The following is an 18,396-nucleotide window of genomic DNA, read 5'->3' as shown; positions in this document are numbered from 1 at the left end:
TTGGGTTATTCTTAGCTTTTTAATATTTTGAAAGCACACTTCTTCTTTCTATTAAAAGCAAAACAAATTATTAAATTATTTTTATGAGACTCACACTTGCTCAGCAAGATATATATTATGAATATCTAATGTATCCTGAAGCACCGATTCATAATATTGGAGCTAAAATTAATATAGAAGGAAAAATAGATTTCAACACTTTAGATGCAGCTTATCATGCGCTTATAAACCAGCATGATAGTTACAGAAGTTATTTGGTTTTTAAAGGAAATGAGGTAACAATAAACATCCACGAAAAGTTTAATTCACCTCTAGAATTTATTGATTTCTCTAATGAAAGTGAAGCAGAAACAGTTGCTGAAAAATTCATGAAAGAAGATTTTCAGGTAGCTTTTCAACTTAATGAAGATACAATCTTACATAGGTTTATTCTTATAAAAATAAATGAAACACATAGTTATCTCTATTCAAAATATCATCACATTATTACCGATGGTTGGGGAACTTCTTTAATGTTTCAACGATTCGTAGCGAATTACAATGAGTTAATTGAAAAAAGTGAAATTGAAACGGATTACCCTTTTAGTTATATCGAATATGTTAAAAGCGATGTAGAATATATAAACTCGGAATCATATGCTAAGGATGCTAATTACTGGAAAGAGAAATTTAGTAATTTACCAGAAAACGTATTAAAAAAGCTAGATCCGAATAAAGACATCGTAAAAAGTAAACGTGAAGAATTATACATACCTAGAAGTATCTATAATAAAATCATTGAAGTCTCTAAAGAAAAAAGAGTCTCTACATTTCACTTTATTCTGGGTATTCTATATGTGTATTTTTCTAAAAGATATCAAAAAGAATCAGTCGTAATCGGCATTCCCGTACTTAACAGAAAATCAGCGAAATTTAAAAAAACGGTTGGTCTTTTTATGGGAGTTACGCCTTTAAAAATAGAAGTAGACGTTGAAAGTACATTCAATGAACTTCTTGAAACTATCAAAAAACAGCTCCGCGCAGATTACAGGCATCAGCAATTTCCTTTAGGAAAACTTATAAGTGAATTAGGATTATCCGCAGAAAAAAGAAAGTTGTTCAACATTATGCTTTCGTATGAAAAGCAAGACTATTCCAATCATTTTAAGGATACAAAAACAACTGTAGTTCCAATGACTCATGAAGCTGAAAGAGTTGGATTGGCAATTTATATAAGAGAATTTGACGCATTAGAAGATATAAAAATTGATTTCGATTATAATACCAATCATTTTGACGCATCTTCAATAAAACAAGTCGTTACACATATGAACGATTTAATTCATAATGTCTTAAAAGATCCATCGCAAAAACTACTTGCCTATAATTATATCTCAAGTTCTGAAACACAGACATTATTAAATACTTATAACGATACAAATGTTCCTTTTGATCTATCGGAAACGACACTATCTAAACTCAATACAACTGCAAAAGAACATCTTGAAAAAGTAGCGATCAAAGATAATTTTAAATCTTTTACGTATCAAGAAGTAATTAATAAGTCTAATAAGATTGCAAGTTTTTTACAAGAAAAATTACAAGGAAATACAACGCCAATAGCAGTACTAATGGATCGTTCTTCCGAACTAATAATTACGCTTTTAGCGATCATGAAATCGGGAAGAGCATTCATTCCACTCGATCCAAACTTTCCTAAAGAACGTTTAGAATATATTATAAAACATAGTAAAGTAAGTACGCTTATTGCAACAACCGAAATGCAAGGTATGTTAGATACTACTATAGAATTCTTGAACGTTGATACATTTGAAAAATTGCCAGAGAATTTTAATGAACTTCAAGCAATTTCTTCAGACAAAACAGCTTATATTATTTATACTTCTGGATCTACAGGAAAGCCAAAAGGAGTAGAAATAGGACATAAATCATTGCTTAACTTTTTGCTAAGCATACAACAACAACCAGGAATAACAAGCAATGATGTATTGTATTCAGTTACAACACAATCATTTGATATTTCTATTCTTGAATTTTTCTTACCGCTTATCGCTGGTGCAACGCTCTATGTTGCGAACAAAGAAATTTTGCAAGACCCAAAGAGCATAATTAAAGAAATAGAAGTATTACGACCTAGCATAATTCAGGCAACTCCAAGTTTTTATCAAATGTTATATAATGCAGGTTGGAAAGGAAATACCAACTTAAAAGTTCTATGTGGAGGTGATTTACTAAACGAAATGTTGGCGGAAAAACTATTGTTAACCAATCAATCGTTATGGAATATGTATGGTCCTACAGAAACAACAATTTGGTCTAGCATAAAGCATATAAAAAAGGCTTCACAAGCTTCAAACATTGGAAAACCTATACATAATACTCATTTCTATATTTTGGATGCTTACAATAAACTATTACCAACGCATACCGATGGAAAAATATACATAGGCGGAAAAGGATTGGCAAAAGGATATTACTTGGATGCGTCGTTGACAAATGAAAAGTTCATCACAAATCCATTTAACGTGGATGAGAAAATATATGAAACAGGCGATTTAGGAAGATGGAATTCTGATGGAGAAATAGAGTTTTTAGGAAGAGATGACCAACAAGTAAAAATAAGAGGCTTTAGAATTGAATTAGGAGATATAGAAACACAGCTAAACAATCATTCAGCTGTAGAAGAATCGGTTGTTATTGCAAAAAAATCTGCGAAACAAAATGCTTTTTTAGTAGCGTATATAATTGCGAAAAAAGAAAAGATAGATACAAATGAAATTATTAGATTCTTGCAAAAGAAACTACCCAATTATATGGTTCCTTATACAATTATAGAACTACATGAATTTCCATTAACATTCAATAAAAAGATAAATAGAAAGCAACTAGAGCAGAAAGAAAATATAAATAAAAAAGATGAAAAGCAACTGCAGGAAGCTCAAAACGAAATGCAGGAAATAATATATAGTTTTTATCAAAAAGTACTTGAACTAGATGAAAATTTTAATATTACAGATAGCTTTTTTGCACTAGGTGGACATTCGCTCAACGCCATTCGATTGATAGGACATCTAGAAGAAACCTTTGGATATAAACTATCACTAAAAGAGTTATTTGACAAGCCAGATATTATTTCGCTCTCTGAATATCTTGAAAGTAAAGATGGAGACGAAAAGAAGAGAAAAGAAATACTTTCTATCGCAGTACAGCCTTTTTATCCAGTAACTTTTCCGCAATATGCAATTTGGTTAGCGTCAATACAATCGGAGAAGTCTATTGCGTATAATATGTATGGAGCCTACGTAATTCAAGGAGAAGTAGACCTTTCAATAATGCAACAGGTTTTTGAAGAAGTTATTGATAGATATGAAGTTTTACGAACCAATTTCATAGAAGTAGATGGCGTGCCGTATCAAAAAATAAAAAGTACACAAGAAGTTTCTTTCGAAATAGATAGGAGTTTTTTAAAGGTTGCAGCATACGAAGATGCATTAAAAAAATACTTAAACAAAGAATTTGATTTAGAAAAGGATTCACTCATAAGAGCAGCAGTTTTTCATATGGAAGATGCTGAAGATCAATTTGTCTTTGCTACACATCATGTAATTGTAGATGGGTGGTCTTTAGAATTAATGATTAAAGAATTAACCGATAGATACATAGCCATTAAACATAATGAAAAACTGGACCTTCCAGCACTAAACTATCAATTTAAAGATTATGTGAAATGGCAAAATGATTTCAATATTGAAAACGAATTAAGAAATAGAGCGTTTTGGACAACATACCTAAAAAAATATACATGGGAACCATTGGTGCCTTATGATAAAGTTTCTTCAGAGGATAAATATTTAGGAGATTTCTATATGTTCAATTGGGATAAAAACTTTCTTGGCGCACTCAAAACCATCGCAATTCAAAATGAAATTACGTTGCATACCTTGCTAATGGCTTCGTTTCATATAATATTAAATAAAATGTATAACCTAGAAGATATATGTTTAGGAACAATTAATTCAGGAAGAACATACTCTGGACTGCATAATCAACTAGGTATGTTTGTAAAAACGCTTCCGTTAAGAAGTCATGTAAAGCCTGAAACTTCATTTTTAGAATTTGCACAAGAAATGCATCAAAACCTTTTATCGGTTGATGAACATCAAGACCTTCCAGAAGATATACTCAACACATTGCGATTTGAAGCAATTTTAGTACTTCAAAATGAAACGTTCAACTATGCAAAAGTAGAAGTTACAGATAATTTAACGTTTAAATCTAGCCCGGTAATTGCAGAATATAATCGTTTGCCATTAAACATCGATTTTGCGATGACCGATGAGTATTTAAGAGGCTCTATTCTTTATGATACCAGTAAATATGATAAAGAAACTTTAGATGTTTTAACTCTTAAACATGAAAAGCTATTAAGAGAAATAATTTTAGAAATTCAACAACCAATACATGCAATCGATATTGAACTTGATCTTGAAAAAGAGGAAATAATCGATATAGATTTTAATTTTTAATAATACGTAACTAAACTATGATTCTTATAAAAAGACTTTTTGTATTAATCGGAATATTCTTCCTTGGATTTTTGCCTCCTCTAACTGCGCAGAATAGCGTCTCTTTTGAAGAAGCAAAATCATTTTATCCGTATGCCAAAGTACTTAAAAACGATAGTATTATATGGGGATATTTATCCGTGCCTGAAAACTGGGAAAAAGAAGATACCAATACCATTAAAATTGGAGTTACAGTTCTAAAAAGCCGTGAAAACAAAGAAGATGTTCCAGCAGTAGTATTTATTCAAGGTGGTCCAGGCGCAAGCGGCGTAAGTAATATATGGTCATGGAGATTGCATCCGTTGCGAAAAACTCATGACATTGTACTTTTTGATGTCCGCGGAACTGGGTTTTCCAAGCCAAGATTATGTCCAAATTTAGGAGAAGAATTTTTGAAAATTCTTGCTAAAAACCAATCAGAAGTAGAAGATGAAAAACAAAAAGTCAATGCTGCATTGGCCTGCAAACAGGAATTGATACGAAAAGGAATAGATACTGATGCGTATCATAGTGGTTCTGTAGCAAAAGATTTACACGCTTTAATGTCAAATTTAGGCTATAAAGGTTGGAGTGTATATGGCGTGTCATATGGAACATATATGGCACAAGTATATGCGAGTATATATCCAGAAGATGTAACATCATTAGTATTAGATTCTTCTATCGCAGATATTAAAGCATATTATACTGAGAACACAAGCAATTATATGAATAGCCTTAATAAGGTTTTTGATGCTTGTAAAAATGACCCAAATTGTAATCAACAATATCCAAATTTAGAAGAAACGTATTATGAGGTAATCAATGAAATGGAAAACAATCCTATAACAGTTCCCGTTTCTAAAAATTTCATAGAAGGTGAGAGTTTTACGTTTAATTCTGAAGATTTTAAAGTAGCTATTCAGCAAGCATTGTATAACAAGCAATTGGTTGAGGTAATTCCTTTATTAATACATCAATTTAAAGATAAAAACAAAGATGCTTTAGGGAATTTAGTTACTGCTTTTTCAAGCTTATTAATGATGGATTATGGAGTTTATTATTGTGTAAGTTGCAATGAAACACTTCCGAATAATGAGCTTTCTAATTTCGAATTAAACGTATCTAAATATGATAAGCTTCATGGCGGACTAGCATTTTATAAGTCAGATTTTAAAGTATGTGATAAATGGAATATCAATAAGCCCGATTCTTTATTCAAAAACTTTGATTTAGATCCTTTAAAAGAAGAAAACTTTCCTGTATTGATATTTTCTGGAGAGTACGATCCAATTACACCAGATACAAATGGTGAAAAAGTTGCAGAAAGATTCAATACAGCACATAATATTCCAGGATCCACATATGGGCATGTTCCTGGATTTACAGGAATTGGAAAATCTGTAGCTACCTCTTTTATAAAAAATCCAAATCAAAAACCAGACGTAATGGCTTTTAAAAAAGTTGTGAAAATGGAAATTGTAAAAGACATCACTGTAAATAAAGGAGTCGCGAAAATGGGGAATAGCTTAAATGAAATGAATCTAATTTTTCTTGCACCTTTAGTAATAGCTATAAGCGTTATGTTGGTTTTTATCTTGGTGTATTCATTTAAAATTTTCAGAAAAAAATATAATAATCTCTCAGACAATTTAGTAAGAGGATTAAGTATTCTTTCTTCTACCTTAGGATTGATTTGCTTAATAGGTTTAGTAGGCGCATTGCTGAAAGTTACAGAGCATAACTACTTTATTTTAGCATTTGGATTGCCTCAAAATTATGCGTACTTATTCACACTTTCAATAGTGTTCTTAGTATTGGTAATACTAACCGCATTAGTGTTTCTAATAAGAATTAAAAAGATCTCGAATAGAAGTATCGTTTTTTCGGTCATTTTTTCAAACATACTTCTGGCAACTTATATGATTTACTGGGGAATATTCCCATTTTAAATTTTAACTGATTACTAAATAAAACCAATGGAAAATACGATACTTTTTGATAAATATAAAGAAGTTTTCAAGGAAGATAATACGATTCCTAGCTTACTCGACACAAATAGTGATTTGTTAATAGATATCTTCAAAGGATTTAAATACCCAATTTCTTCATGGCCAGTTATCATTAATAACAAAATGAAGGAAGAGCTAAAAGAAGCAAGCATTAAAATCCCGAAGCTATTACAAAAAATACCTTCTCTTTATTTTGAAAATGATGTTAAAAGAATTGCTGATTTTTATTTTAATGGAGATCAGACAATAGGACAATTTTCATTAATGTGTCAAAACAAAAACTTAGATGTAAGTTCCAGATTAGATCTTACGTATACAAATGATGGATTTAAAGTTTTGGAAATTAATATGGGATCTTCAATAGGAGGAATGGAGTTTCAAAACTTTGAACCATTAATCAAAGAATTACATCCTATACTTTCAACAAATAAAGAGCAATTTGATTCTAAGAAAACACAAAGTTTATATATAAAATTCCTAATTAACAAAATTGAAGCGCATGTATCATCTCAGGATAATGAATTGGGAATATTTTTAGTGAATACAAGTTTGGGAGACGCAGCATCTAAAAATATGATTAAAAGTTTTTTTGATCAACTTTTAGAAAAGGAATTAACACATAAAAATAAAAAGGGAAGTACTTATATTGATAGTATCTCCGAATTAAAGTTTACAAATAATACACTTCAATATCAAAATAAAAAGATTCATGCAGTATTAATTTTAGATTATGCGTTAAACAATATTACTCCTGATGTATTTAGAGCTTTAGTGACAGATCAAGTATATTTTCCTGATCACTTGGGAACAGCATTTATGCGAGACAAACGAAATTTAGCTTTATTAAGAAGACTCGCAGTAGCAGAAAAATTTAGCGAAGATGATAATAAAACAATCTTAAAATATATTCCTTGGACAGAATTGGTTGTAAATGAACAAGTAAAATACCAAGGAGAATTCTATACAGTTCCAGAACTTTTAGCAAAGAAACAAGAGCAGTTTGTTATTAAAATAGCAGATGGATTACAAGGAAAAGATGTCTTTATTGGTAAGTTTTGCAAACAAGAAGAATGGGCAAAAATTATAGAGAAAGCACTACAAGAAAAAACATATGTGGCACAAGAATTTTCAGAATCTATAGATCTTTTGGCACCAAACAAAGCCAATAATTGGGAACCACACAAATTAGTTTGGGGCGCATTTGGATTTGGAGATATTTATGGAGGCGTTTGGGTAAGAATGTCTGCCAATAATACTGATGCTGGAGTTATAAATTCAGCAAATGGAGCGGTAGAAGGCATTGTATATGAATCTTATTAATCACTTCTTACAGTAAACTTTTAAAGATAAAAATGGTAGAAAAAAACATATTATTAGATAAATACGAAATAATAAAAGAACAAGCAGAAAAAGACCTGCCTGTTTGGGTAGAAACATCCAAGCATGACCTTCCTGAATTATTTAAAAATTACATGTATCCAGTAAATGCATGGCCAATTATTATTAGCGAAACTACCGCCAATGAATTGCAGACGCTTAGTATAAAATTGCCAAAGTTAATTCAGCAAATACCTAAGTTATACTTTAATAATGATGTTAAAAAAATTGCAGATTATTATTTCTCAGGAAATGAATTTATTGCCCAATATGCAATGATTAGTCATGAAAAAAAGATTGACATCGGATCACGTTTAGATTTAATGTATACTGAAGATGGATTTAAGGTGCTCGAAATTAATATCGGATCATCTATTGGTGGATGGCAAGTTCAAAGTTTTGAAAAGGTGATAAGAAAATTTCATCCTTATCTATCTAATCAAGAAAATTCAAATTACTTTCACTCGGAAGACTCCCAAAAAAACTATGTTAAATTCTTAATTGATAAAACTTTACAGCATGTTAAGTCAATAGAAAATGAAGTTAATATTTTTATAAATTTCGGACAGGATCAGCATGAGGAAATAGATGCAAAAAGTCTTCTCTTCTTTAATGAGTTATTAGATGTAGAGTTCAAAAAAAGAGGATTAACGGGAATGGCTTGTTCAGGTAAATTATCTTCATTAAAACTTAGAAATGGAAACCTATACTTAGGAAATACAAAAATACATAGTGTAATATTATTAGTTTCTGACGATGAAGAAGTTCCTGTAGATGTTTTTAGATCATTTTTGATGGATGCAACGTACTTTCCAGACCATGTAGGCGTTACGATGTATGGAGATAAAAGAAACTTAGGCTTATTGAGGACATTAGCTGAAAAATCTAAATTCTCTGAAGAAGATAATGAGTTGATTCTTGACAGTATACCTTGGACTGCCGAAATTAAAAAAAGGGATATTATATACAAAAAAGAAACCTTTGACTTAATAGATTTCCTAAGAAATCATAAAGACCTTATGGTGATAAAATCTGCTAGAGGATATCAAGGGAAAGATGTATTCATAGGTAAATACGTAACGAATGAAGAATGGGAAGAAGCTATACAAATAGGATTGCAAGAAACTGATTTTATAGCACAAGAATTTAGTGACTCTATAAACTTTAAAGCTCCCAATAAAAATAATGAATGGACATCTCATAAATTAGTTTGGGGATCTTTCGGATTTGGAAATATGTACGGAGGCGTTTGGGTACGAATGTCTGAAGTCGAATCGAACCTTGGAGTTATAAATAGTGCAACTGGCGCAGTAGAAGCAATCGTTTATGAACTTAGGGAAGAAGATTTTTATATTATATAATAACCTGAGTTCGATATAAAAATACCTCTGGAAAAGCGCACTTTCTTTTGTTTCTTTTCTTGCGAGCAAAGAAAACGAAAATAAAAATATGAAAATCAGATACTTAGCACTTATTTAAAAACATGTTCAAAATATTACTTAAGTAAACTTATGTCGAACTCACGTTAATAGCTATAAACCCTCAAAAAAAATGGCTATTGAAACATGAATTATTTTTAAACTTTCTTACAATAACACTAAATTTACCTAAATTCGGTTTTGGATATCTATTAGAGATTTTCTATTTATAGAAAATAGTTTATAAGGATCATGAATAATTCGTCTATGGTCGTTTAAGAAATCTCTTTCTACAAGTTTCATAATTTTTTATTGTTTCTAGCGTTCTGACTATTCAGTTTAGGGACGTTTTATTTTTATAGTTATAACCGTATTTTAAGAAAATATTCTAGTAACATTAATTTTTTTATTCTAACTTAGATGATTATTAACTTAAAATATTTTAGAATTATGAAAAAAAAGAAATTAAAAACTTTAAGACTTAACAAAAATTCAATTTCAGTTTTCGACTCAATTTTAGGAGGTAGAGAAAATTGTTCTGATGGAGAAACTTGTACTGATAATGTGCCACTTAGACCAGCTAGAAATGTCTAATAGAATGGATTGTTACACACAGCAAGATGCATCTTGGTGTTAGTAATAAAAAATAATTAAAGAGCAAACTTCGGTTTGCTTTTTTTATGATAGTAAGCTTAGTAATTTTAATTTCCTATTTATTCAATATTAAGAAGCACTTCAATATATTTTAAGAAAATATTCTAGTAACATTAATTCTTTTATTCTAACTTGTATGCTTATTAACTTAAATATATTAAATCATGAAAAAAAAGAAATTAAAAACTTTAAGACTTAACAAAAATTCAATTTCAGTTTTCGACTCAATTTTAGGAGGAAGAGCAAATTGTTCTGATGGAGAAACTTGTGTTGAGCCTGTTAAATTTACAGAAGAAGATGTACCTATGTGTTACGAATAAAAAAAATGATAAAAGCAAACTTCGGTTTGCTTTTTTTATGATAGTAAACTTTAGTAGCTTTAACGTTTGCTATTACAAATAATTTACAGCGGATTATAATGCAATATTTTAGTGATTTAACGGATACAATATCAAAAATTGACACTGCTAGTTTGATGTCAGTCAGAGATAGTATTTTAAACTGTTTCAAACGAAAAGGAACTATATACATTTTCGGAAATGGTGGCAGTGGCGCAACTGCATCTCATGTGGCTGGTGATTATTTAAAAACGATAAAAGGACTACGTATTGTTTGTCTAAATGATAATACTACGGTTGTGTCTGCTATTGCAAACGATATTCACTATGAGGAAATTTTCAGGGAACAATTAAAAAATATTTTGCTTGTACAAGATTTAGTCATCGGAATTTCTGGAAGTGGAAATTCAAAAAACATAGTAAATGCAATAGAATATGCGAATTCAAAAAATGTAGAGACGATAGGTTTTTGCGGATTTGATGGAGGCGATTTGAAAAATAAAGCCACTAAAAACATGCATATTCTAATTCATGATATGGAAATAACAGAAGATGTACATCTTTCTTGTTTTCATGCAATTAAAAGAGAGATTAAAAATAACTTGCTTACTAATCTTCGATAGTTTTCTCAAAAACTAAAAGTTCCATCTTTTGTTGCGTAATTTCAATCCTAGTCATTTCTATTTCTTTTTCATCAATAATTGTATAGCATCTGTTATAGATTTCAAACAAAATAGCTAATATCTCATTGATTTGAAAATCCAATAGATATCCAAAATGAAGTGATAAATATAAATTAGGTGTATAGGTTTGTAGAAAATCTTTCATAGCAGGCAAAACGATATATTCTCCACCTTCAATATCCATTTTTATCAACCCAATTGTTTCTGGATCAATAGTATGCGTATCCATTACTTTTTCAATTGTAATTGATGGGACTTCAATAATATTTTCTGAACGCGATTTGTAATTTCCTCGTTGCCCTTCAATAGCTTGTTTTGATAAAAAAGAAGCGTCATTTACCAATATCGTAGATTCACTATTTCCCATTTCCCAATTACCGCCAAACTTAATGGTGCCAATATGAGCTGCTAACGCTTTTTTCTCAAGAACAACATGCTCAAAATCATTAATAAGTAAATTATATTCTAAGGTCAATAATGCTACAGGATCTGGTTCAAAACAAACTACTTTTTCATAAAGCTTCGCCGCAAACAAAACTGTCGGGCCAATCCAGGCGCCTACATCTATATAGACTTTACCTTTCCTGGCATATTTTTCTAAAATGATAAATGTTTCTTCTTCCCAATCTCCATTTTGAATACAATCTGTAAAAAAACCATTTGGACAATATCCTGCGACTTTATGATTATCATAGACTTTAAATTCAACATTTCTTTTTCTAATTGTTTTTTCCATACTAATTAAATCAAGGTATCTTGAAAAATAACCTTAGAGCCATCTTCTTCAAAAGAAAAATCAAACCTTCTATATGTTGGTTGTAAACTTTCAATCACATTGGCTTGGTATTTCTCTTCACAATAAAAAAGCATAAAACCGCTTGCGCCAGCTCCTAAAAGTTTGCCTCCTTTTGCTCCATTCTTTAAAGCAGTCTCATAAATGGTATCAATTTCAGTATTCGATATTTGATTAGAAATAGACTTTTTTAACAACCAACCTTCGTGAAGAATTCTACCAAAATCACTAAAAGATTCTTTTTCTAATGCATTTTTTAAATCATAGACTAAGTCTGTCATCTGAATTAAAACAGTTCTCTTTTTTTCATACTCATAAGATTTCAAAATATTCTTAGTAGACGTTCTACTTCCTACATAAAATAGCAACAGTCTTTTATTGAGCGCTGTTTTAAAGTCTGAGTTTAGTAGTATAGGCGTACGAGTTACAGCTCCATTCTTTGAAAATTCAAATAGATTTAAACCTCCAAAACTTGCCGCGTATTGATCTTGTTTTCCAATAGCAGCATATAATGATCGTTCTATTTCGTATGCGGTATGTGCCAAATCATTTTTATCGATTACTTTTTTATTCTGTACCGCTAAATTATGCAAAACGCCCACAGTAAAAGAGGAAGAAGATCCCATTCCTGTTCCTGAAACAATATCTGCAATAGAAGAAAGTTCTATTCCATTGCTTACATTCATTTCTGTAAATATTCTTTTTAAAAGCTCATGTTGTATTTCGCCAATACTTGAAACAGTCTCTGTTTGAGAATATTTAAGCCTTATTTTATTCTTATCAAAAAACGGATGCGAACTAATATACATGTACTTATTGATGGAAGAACTTATCACAGCGCCTTTGTGCAGCTTATAAAATTCAGGAATGTCTGTGCCACCGCCAACAAAGCTGATCCTAAATGGTGTTCGTGTAATTATCATACATTATTTTATTATCTGGTGAACCGCTTCAAGCAAATTCTCTGCTCTTGAAGTAGGAGTTACTTTTACTTCTTCCTTAGAATTACCAACTAGAATCGTTTTAATTTTTGCATTTGTACCACATTCAATATCTCTCCATGTATCACCTATAAAATAGGATTTTGTTACATCAATATTGAATTGTTCAACAGCGTTTTCAATCATTCCAATTTTTGGTTTTCTACACGTACATTCTTTTTTATAAGTTAAATTTTCGCCTTCAAATCCTGTATCAGGATGATGTGGACAAAAGAATATCGCATCTAATTTTGCTCCAGAATTGCCTAAAGTAAATTCTAAGGTATGATGAATTTTTTGTAATTCTTCTATAGAACATAATCCTCTAGCAACTACAGGTTGATTGGTAATTACAATGGCGAGAAAGTCAGATGTATTAATTTTTTTGATTGCTGTAATGGCATTTTCAAAAACTTCTAACTGTGCTGGTTTACTAATATAACCAGCCAATTTATTTATAACACCATCTCTATCAATAAAAATAGCTTTTTGCTTCTGTTCTAAATTCTTCGCTTGCACGATTCCATTTTTAAAATCTTTTCTCACTTTTTCAATACGATCCGGAGTGCCCATATCTTTTAAATATTCGGGCGTGTTATACCCGTACATATTTAGCTTGTTAATGATATTTGGGAAAATGTCTTTTCCAAAATCAGCTTTAACTCCTTTGGTTAAAAATGGAAACAATTTAGGAGAAAAAAGGTACAAGCCTGCATTTGAAATATTCGGATACACAGCAGTAAGATCTCTTGAATACTTCGGATAAAATTCAATTATTTTATCGGATGTATTTACGCCTACTAAATCACTGTCTTTTGGGTGATCTGTAGGATGAACAACTAATGTAGCATCTGAATTTTTTTTTGAATGAAATTTTGCGACTCGGTTTAAATCGACATCTAACATAATGTCTCCGTATAGCACGAAAAAATTTTCTGTCAATTCATGCTCAATTTCCTTAATTCCGCCAACAGTACCTAACTCTTTACTTTCTTTATGAACAACTATTTTTAGGTGTTTTTGCGTCTTTATTTGTTGTAAAGAGTCTTCTATTTTTTCAGTAAGATAATTTGTAATGATATAAATTTCTTTAACTCCATATTTAGATATTAAAGAAATTTGATGATGCAATATTGGTATCCCATTTATTAGTTGTAAGGATTTAGGAATTTTCTTAGAGATATTCCCGAGCCTTGTCCCTTTTCCACCTGCTAAGATTACGGCTTTATGTACCATTATATTATTTATTTTTTATACTTTTAGTGTCTAAAATTCTACGAGCTTATGGTTTTCAAATATGGGGTAAATTTCTTAATAATTTTACTATTTTCAATAAATAGTTATGCCCAAACAACTTTTTCTATACAAGGATCAATTTTAGATCAGGAAAAAAAATCTCCGATTGAATTAGCTACTATATCATTAATCCTTAAAGATAAAATATTTCAAAAAGTGAATTCAGATAAAGACGGAAAATTTTTACTGATAGATATTGAAAAAGGAAACTACGTGCTTAAAATTCAAAGTCTAGGATATTCAGATGTATTGATTCCTATTAATCAATTAGCTTCTAATTTAGTTTTAGATAGCATTCTATTAGAAGAAAAAATTGAGCGCTTAGATGAAGTACTCATAGAAGCATCATCTAATGACAAACTCATAGAGCGAAAAAACGGGAAAGTGATTATTCGTGTAGATGCAGATATCATGAACAAAGGCGCATCTATGACAGATATTATGGAAAATATACCTTCGGTTGATATTGATGAAAATGGAACTATTTCCATGCGGGGAAGTACTGATATAAGAATCTATATTGATGGAAAGCCTACGCAGCGAAGCTTAGATCAATTGGCACTTGTTAATATTTCAAAAATAGAATTAATTACTTCACCGTCAGCAAAATGGAATGCAGATGGTTCTAGTATTATAAATGTGATCTTGAAAAAAAATAGAGAAAGAGGATTAAATATTAATACTAATTTTAGTTACACGATAGGAATTTTTGCAAAATATAGATCAAGCCTTTCTGCTAATTATACGATAGATAAATTTAGTTTCAATAGCTCAATATCCTATAATAAAAGTAAAAATTACTTTGAAGGTAGAACGCAAGATTTTCAAAATGATATCCTGCAAATAACAGAAAACATAAACAGAGCAGATGACCTAGCATTTACTTTTGGAGTTGATTATTTCCTTGACGATACAAATCAATTTTTTGTAAACTACAAGCGTAACATTTCTTCGCCAGAAGCTATTTCAAGCTTTGTTGTAAATGATACAGACCGAAATTTTCATGAAACAGATTATGATTATAATAATCATGATTTGAATGTTGGATACAAAAAAATTCTAGATGGAGAAAATCATTTTTTAGACATTGAAGCTTATTTTGTATGGTCGCCTAATGAGAGCGAATCTGAAAGCATATCTGAAGATACTATAGGTAATAATACACTGCTGTATAACTATAACGGAAGTGGGAATTTTGCGCAGTTCAATATAGATTATCAGAAAGAAATTTCTTCGAAACATTCATTTGACCTTGGATTGCAATCTAGTTTTCAAGATATTGATCAATTCTTACAAAATACAAGTATAAATAATCCAACATTTCCTGACTTTGCGTTAGATTATAAGTTCTCAAGAAATATAATTGCAGGATATTTTAATTATACTGGAACCTTTAATAAATGGAGCCTAAGTGCGGGATTACGAACTGAATATGTAAAGCGAGAATTAGCATTGAATACTGAAAATTATGACTACGACTATACACAGTTCTATCCAAATGTATTTATTTCTAACACGATAAATGATGTAAATACAATTTCATTAAGTTATAACCGAAGATTAGTAAGACCACAACATTGGCAGCTAACAACGATTCCTAAATATTTTTCTCCTACATCATATGCGGTTAGAAACCCTGAATTACAGCCTTCGTATATCAACGCGCTGGAATTATCTCATAATTATCAAAAAAAAGGATTCAACCTATCAACGAGTGTTTATTATAAAAATATGAATGATAGAATTTCTCATATCCAAAGACCATCAAATGCGAATTCAGATATATATATATTCACGCTAGAAAATATTGAAAGTGATAATTCTTATGGTTTGGAAGTATCTAGTAGATGGAAGATAAATAACTGGTATACAATAACAAATACAGTTGACGTAAACAATGCTACGATACGAACAATAATTGACAGTCAAATATTGGAAAGAGATTTCACATCCTATTATTTAAGAAGCTACAATAGGTTTACATGGAACAAGCATAACTTTCAATTCAATTTCAGGTATAAAGGAAATGCAGTTTTCCCACAAGGTAAAAGGAATCCGTATGGTAAAGTCGATTTTGGGTATAGCAAAAGAATTTTTAAGGGAAATGGAAATATCGCAATTCAGGTGTATGATATATTCAATACTTACAATCCAGAATATGAAATTAGAACAGACAATGCCTATAGATTAGGCGTGTTTGAGCCTGAATCAAGAAGATTACGGATAGCGATTTCATACAATTTCAAATCAAATAAAACTAAAAATATTGAACGTAAAAAGCGAAATTCAATAGAAAGAACGGACGTAAATGGAGTCCAATTTTAACAGTTTTTTCTTGTTATCTCATCTAATAAAGTATATATTTGGTGGTAATTATTCTTATAAAAAACAAATAAAATCATTATGAATCATTCGAAAAAAGAATTAAACGCGTTAAAACAAGCTATGCTAACTAAATTAGAAGAAGCTAATTTAGTTGGAGGAAGATTATTAGCAGGATGTTGTACACAAGGATGTTGTGGAGAAGAAGAAGAAGGTGGATTGGAAACAAACACTACTTCTACTACAAGATAATAGTTCTGAACTTAAAGCTTGAAAAAACTAAAAATTATTAGTTTAATTAATCAGCGAATGTATTTTTAACATTCGCTTTTTTTTATTTAAAGAATTTCTACAATGAAAAAAAGGGAAAAAATATGGTTTCCAATAGCGCTTTCCGATTTAGAAAAAGAAGCACTAAAAAAATTAAAATCTACTATAAAAGAAACTCCACAAAAATTAGATGTTAACTTGCTTGAAGAAGTAGATAAAAAAGTAAATATCTTATTAAAAAATAATGTCAATACCATAGTCGAAAGAAATAGTTTGCCCAACTTGTCACACCTTATTTGTGGTTGGGGAAATTTCATGTACGAAGGCGCACCGATTATTGAAAAAATGGAAGATTTTATCTTCTACAAAAACAATGAACCTTATATAAAACAATGCGATCCTGAAGGCGATTTTCATCCTTGGCAATCTTTGGCATATACAAGTATGGCTGGCGTTGACTTTAATGCAGTTAAAGTTAAAAATCATTCCTTAAAAGACTTAGCATTCAACAGTGTTTGGATCAATAAAAATAAAGGAGAAGAGTTAGGACATTTGCTTTTTGCATTTGCAAACAATTATGAAAAAAACGATTTAAATAACACGTTTTATCTGAACGGAATTTCTCATGATTTAGAAGCATTAATACATAGAGCAATTGATGCTCATGATTACGGAGGATTTGAAGTATGTCGTAAATTTCACTTGTCTGAAGGATTATGCGCTATTACAGCTAAAGTAGCTCAACTAGAGAAATACAAACCAGATGCGCAACGCTTTTTAGATGGTCAAACAGAAATGGTCGGATTAATACAACTAATCTTTGAGCAAATACTCAATGAAGATGGCGATCTTACCTTACTAACATCTATAAGAGACAAAATGGTGATTCTTAGCTATTTTGAAAATCATGTATATTATTTAGGACATGCTATTGAAAATGCTTGTTTTGGAATGCTGAATGGATTCAAAATAGATATGGTTCATTATAATTTAATGATCAAAGCGGTTAATACTGCAAATCGGTTTTTATATCACTTCGGATTAGACGCGATTAGCTTTTTAGAAAGTTTCCTTTCATTAGGACATTACAGAAGAGCATCATTGCTATTGCTAGAAATTTCAAACAATATAGATGAAAATCTAAATTTGAATGCTGATTTTAATATCAATGAAAAACTAAAACTATATACGGTTGATTTAGATGCGATTGAAGATTCAACTCCAGCATCGATTTCCCAAGATGTAGCTGAACAACATTACAAAGAATACTTCTTATTCTCCGTAAAAGATTACAACGTTTTACCAAGACTAAATGAAGTATTGGAAAATGAAATTTTAAAAGAAAGTAGGATAGAATTAAAAGGTGGTTTTGAACATTTTAGAAGATATCATCCTAACAAATGGCCGCGTTCTGTTCATTTTGAAATAGTGCAATACACACTTAATGATTCAATTGGTGTGGAACTACACATAGAAGATGTTGTATACAAAGATTTGTTTTCAGGCTTAGAAGAAATACATCAACACATTAAAGCAAATGTGCCAGAATTAGAAGTCTCAATAGATAAAACTTGGTACAATTGTGGACGTTTATATATGACGTATGCTAAAGAGGTTTCTACCAATAAAATTATAGAAGATTTTATAAAACTGATAGATCATAGTGAAGAAAAAATATCCAACAAAATGCAAAAATTAGAAGTGTAAAA

At 30.4% G+C, this 18,396-nt stretch carries 13 protein-coding genes; 10 read left to right on the top strand and 3 right to left on the bottom strand.

Features of this window, described 5'->3' with window-relative positions; all coding sequences use genetic code 11:
* Positions 1-83 precede the first annotated feature (83 nt).
* The 7 genes from IMCC3317_RS03785 to IMCC3317_RS03755 all read left to right on the top strand — a co-directional run bounded on the left by IMCC3317_RS03785 (position 84) and on the right by IMCC3317_RS03755 (position 10,966).
* A complete protein-coding gene (locus IMCC3317_RS03785; RefSeq protein WP_160128176.1) occupies positions 84-4,526 on the top strand; it encodes a non-ribosomal peptide synthetase in 4,443 nt (1,480 codons plus the stop codon).
* A gap of 17 nt (positions 4,527-4,543) precedes the next feature.
* Complete coding sequence (locus IMCC3317_RS03780; RefSeq protein WP_160128175.1) at positions 4,544-6,496, top strand: alpha/beta fold hydrolase; 1,953 nt, start codon at positions 4,544-4,546, stop codon at positions 6,494-6,496.
* 27 nt (positions 6,497-6,523) lie between these two features.
* Positions 6,524-7,876 carry a hypothetical protein gene (locus IMCC3317_RS03775; protein ID WP_160128174.1) on the top strand — a complete coding sequence of 451 codons (1,353 nt, stop codon included), beginning with the start codon at positions 6,524-6,526 and terminating at the stop codon, positions 7,874-7,876.
* Between the two features lie 152 nt (positions 7,877-8,028).
* Positions 8,029-9,294 (top strand): hypothetical protein, encoded by a 1,266-nt coding sequence (locus IMCC3317_RS03770; RefSeq protein ID WP_160128173.1) that lies wholly within the window; start codon positions 8,029-8,031, stop codon positions 9,292-9,294.
* A 507-nt stretch (positions 9,295-9,801) separates the two neighbouring features.
* Positions 9,802-9,945, top strand: a complete 144-nt coding sequence (locus tag IMCC3317_RS03765) for a hypothetical protein (protein WP_160128172.1) — start codon at positions 9,802-9,804, stop codon at positions 9,943-9,945.
* 224 nt (positions 9,946-10,169) lie between these two features.
* The gene (locus IMCC3317_RS03760; RefSeq protein WP_160128171.1) at positions 10,170-10,325 is read left to right on the top strand and encodes a hypothetical protein; all 156 of its coding nucleotides are present in this window, start codon (positions 10,170-10,172) and stop codon (positions 10,323-10,325) included.
* Positions 10,326-10,423: 98 nt separating this feature from the next.
* Positions 10,424-10,966, top strand: coding sequence for an SIS domain-containing protein (locus IMCC3317_RS03755; protein WP_160128170.1), 543 nt, complete (start codon positions 10,424-10,426; stop codon positions 10,964-10,966).
* Here IMCC3317_RS03755 and IMCC3317_RS03750 read toward each other — a convergent pair.
* Genes IMCC3317_RS03750 through IMCC3317_RS03740 form a run of 3 tightly spaced genes read right to left on the bottom strand, consistent with a single transcriptional unit; the run spans position 10,953 to position 14,035 of the window.
* Entirely contained in the window at positions 10,953-11,762 is an 810-nt protein-coding gene (locus tag IMCC3317_RS03750; protein ID WP_160128169.1) for an FkbM family methyltransferase, read from the bottom strand. The genes IMCC3317_RS03755 and IMCC3317_RS03750 overlap by 14 nt on opposite strands.
* Positions 11,763-11,767: 5 nt before the next feature.
* Positions 11,768-12,742 (bottom strand): GHMP family kinase ATP-binding protein, encoded by a 975-nt coding sequence (locus IMCC3317_RS03745; RefSeq protein WP_160128168.1) that lies wholly within the window; start codon positions 12,740-12,742, stop codon positions 11,768-11,770.
* A gap of 3 nt (positions 12,743-12,745) precedes the next feature.
* Positions 12,746-14,035 (bottom strand): HAD-IIIA family hydrolase, encoded by a 1,290-nt coding sequence (locus IMCC3317_RS03740; RefSeq protein ID WP_160128167.1) that lies wholly within the window; start codon positions 14,033-14,035, stop codon positions 12,746-12,748.
* 48 nt (positions 14,036-14,083) lie between these two features.
* Between IMCC3317_RS03740 and IMCC3317_RS03735 the strand changes: the two genes are divergently transcribed.
* From IMCC3317_RS03735 to IMCC3317_RS03725, 3 genes are all read left to right on the top strand, one after another.
* Positions 14,084-16,420, top strand: coding sequence for an outer membrane beta-barrel family protein (locus IMCC3317_RS03735; RefSeq protein WP_160128166.1), 2,337 nt, complete (start codon positions 14,084-14,086; stop codon positions 16,418-16,420).
* A gap of 78 nt (positions 16,421-16,498) precedes the next feature.
* Entirely contained in the window at positions 16,499-16,669 is a 171-nt protein-coding gene (locus IMCC3317_RS03730) for a hypothetical protein (RefSeq protein ID WP_160128165.1), read from the top strand.
* Positions 16,670-16,771: 102 nt separating this feature from the next.
* Positions 16,772-18,394, top strand: a complete 1,623-nt coding sequence (locus tag IMCC3317_RS03725) for a hypothetical protein (RefSeq protein ID WP_160128164.1) — start codon at positions 16,772-16,774, stop codon at positions 18,392-18,394.
* The last annotated feature ends 2 nt before the right edge of the window (positions 18,395-18,396 follow it).

This window comes from Kordia antarctica, from assembly GCF_009901525.1.
GTDB lineage: Bacteria > Bacteroidota > Bacteroidia > Flavobacteriales > Flavobacteriaceae > Kordia > Kordia antarctica.
Note: the sequence above shows the minus strand (reverse complement) of the source record. Positions and strands in the feature narration are given on the sequence as shown.

Coding starts and splice junctions, on each gene's coding strand:
- IMCC3317_RS03785 (WP_160128176.1), top strand. CDS start 84: ATGAGACTCACACTTGCTCAGCAAGATATATATTATGAATATCTAATG.
- IMCC3317_RS03780 (WP_160128175.1), top strand. CDS start 4,544: ATGATTCTTATAAAAAGACTTTTTGTATTAATCGGAATATTCTTCCTT.
- IMCC3317_RS03775 (WP_160128174.1), top strand. CDS start 6,524: ATGGAAAATACGATACTTTTTGATAAATATAAAGAAGTTTTCAAGGAA.
- IMCC3317_RS03770 (WP_160128173.1), top strand. CDS start 8,029: ATGTATCCAGTAAATGCATGGCCAATTATTATTAGCGAAACTACCGCC.
- IMCC3317_RS03765 (WP_160128172.1), top strand. CDS start 9,802: ATGAAAAAAAAGAAATTAAAAACTTTAAGACTTAACAAAAATTCAATT.
- IMCC3317_RS03760 (WP_160128171.1), top strand. CDS start 10,170: ATGAAAAAAAAGAAATTAAAAACTTTAAGACTTAACAAAAATTCAATT.
- IMCC3317_RS03755 (WP_160128170.1), top strand. CDS start 10,424: ATGCAATATTTTAGTGATTTAACGGATACAATATCAAAAATTGACACT.
- IMCC3317_RS03750 (WP_160128169.1), bottom strand. CDS start 11,762: ATGGAAAAAACAATTAGAAAAAGAAATGTTGAATTTAAAGTCTATGAT.
- IMCC3317_RS03745 (WP_160128168.1), bottom strand. CDS start 12,742: ATGATAATTACACGAACACCATTTAGGATCAGCTTTGTTGGCGGTGGC.
- IMCC3317_RS03740 (WP_160128167.1), bottom strand. CDS start 14,035: ATGGTACATAAAGCCGTAATCTTAGCAGGTGGAAAAGGGACAAGGCTC.
- IMCC3317_RS03735 (WP_160128166.1), top strand. CDS start 14,084: ATGGTTTTCAAATATGGGGTAAATTTCTTAATAATTTTACTATTTTCA.
- IMCC3317_RS03730 (WP_160128165.1), top strand. CDS start 16,499: ATGAATCATTCGAAAAAAGAATTAAACGCGTTAAAACAAGCTATGCTA.
- IMCC3317_RS03725 (WP_160128164.1), top strand. CDS start 16,772: ATGAAAAAAAGGGAAAAAATATGGTTTCCAATAGCGCTTTCCGATTTA.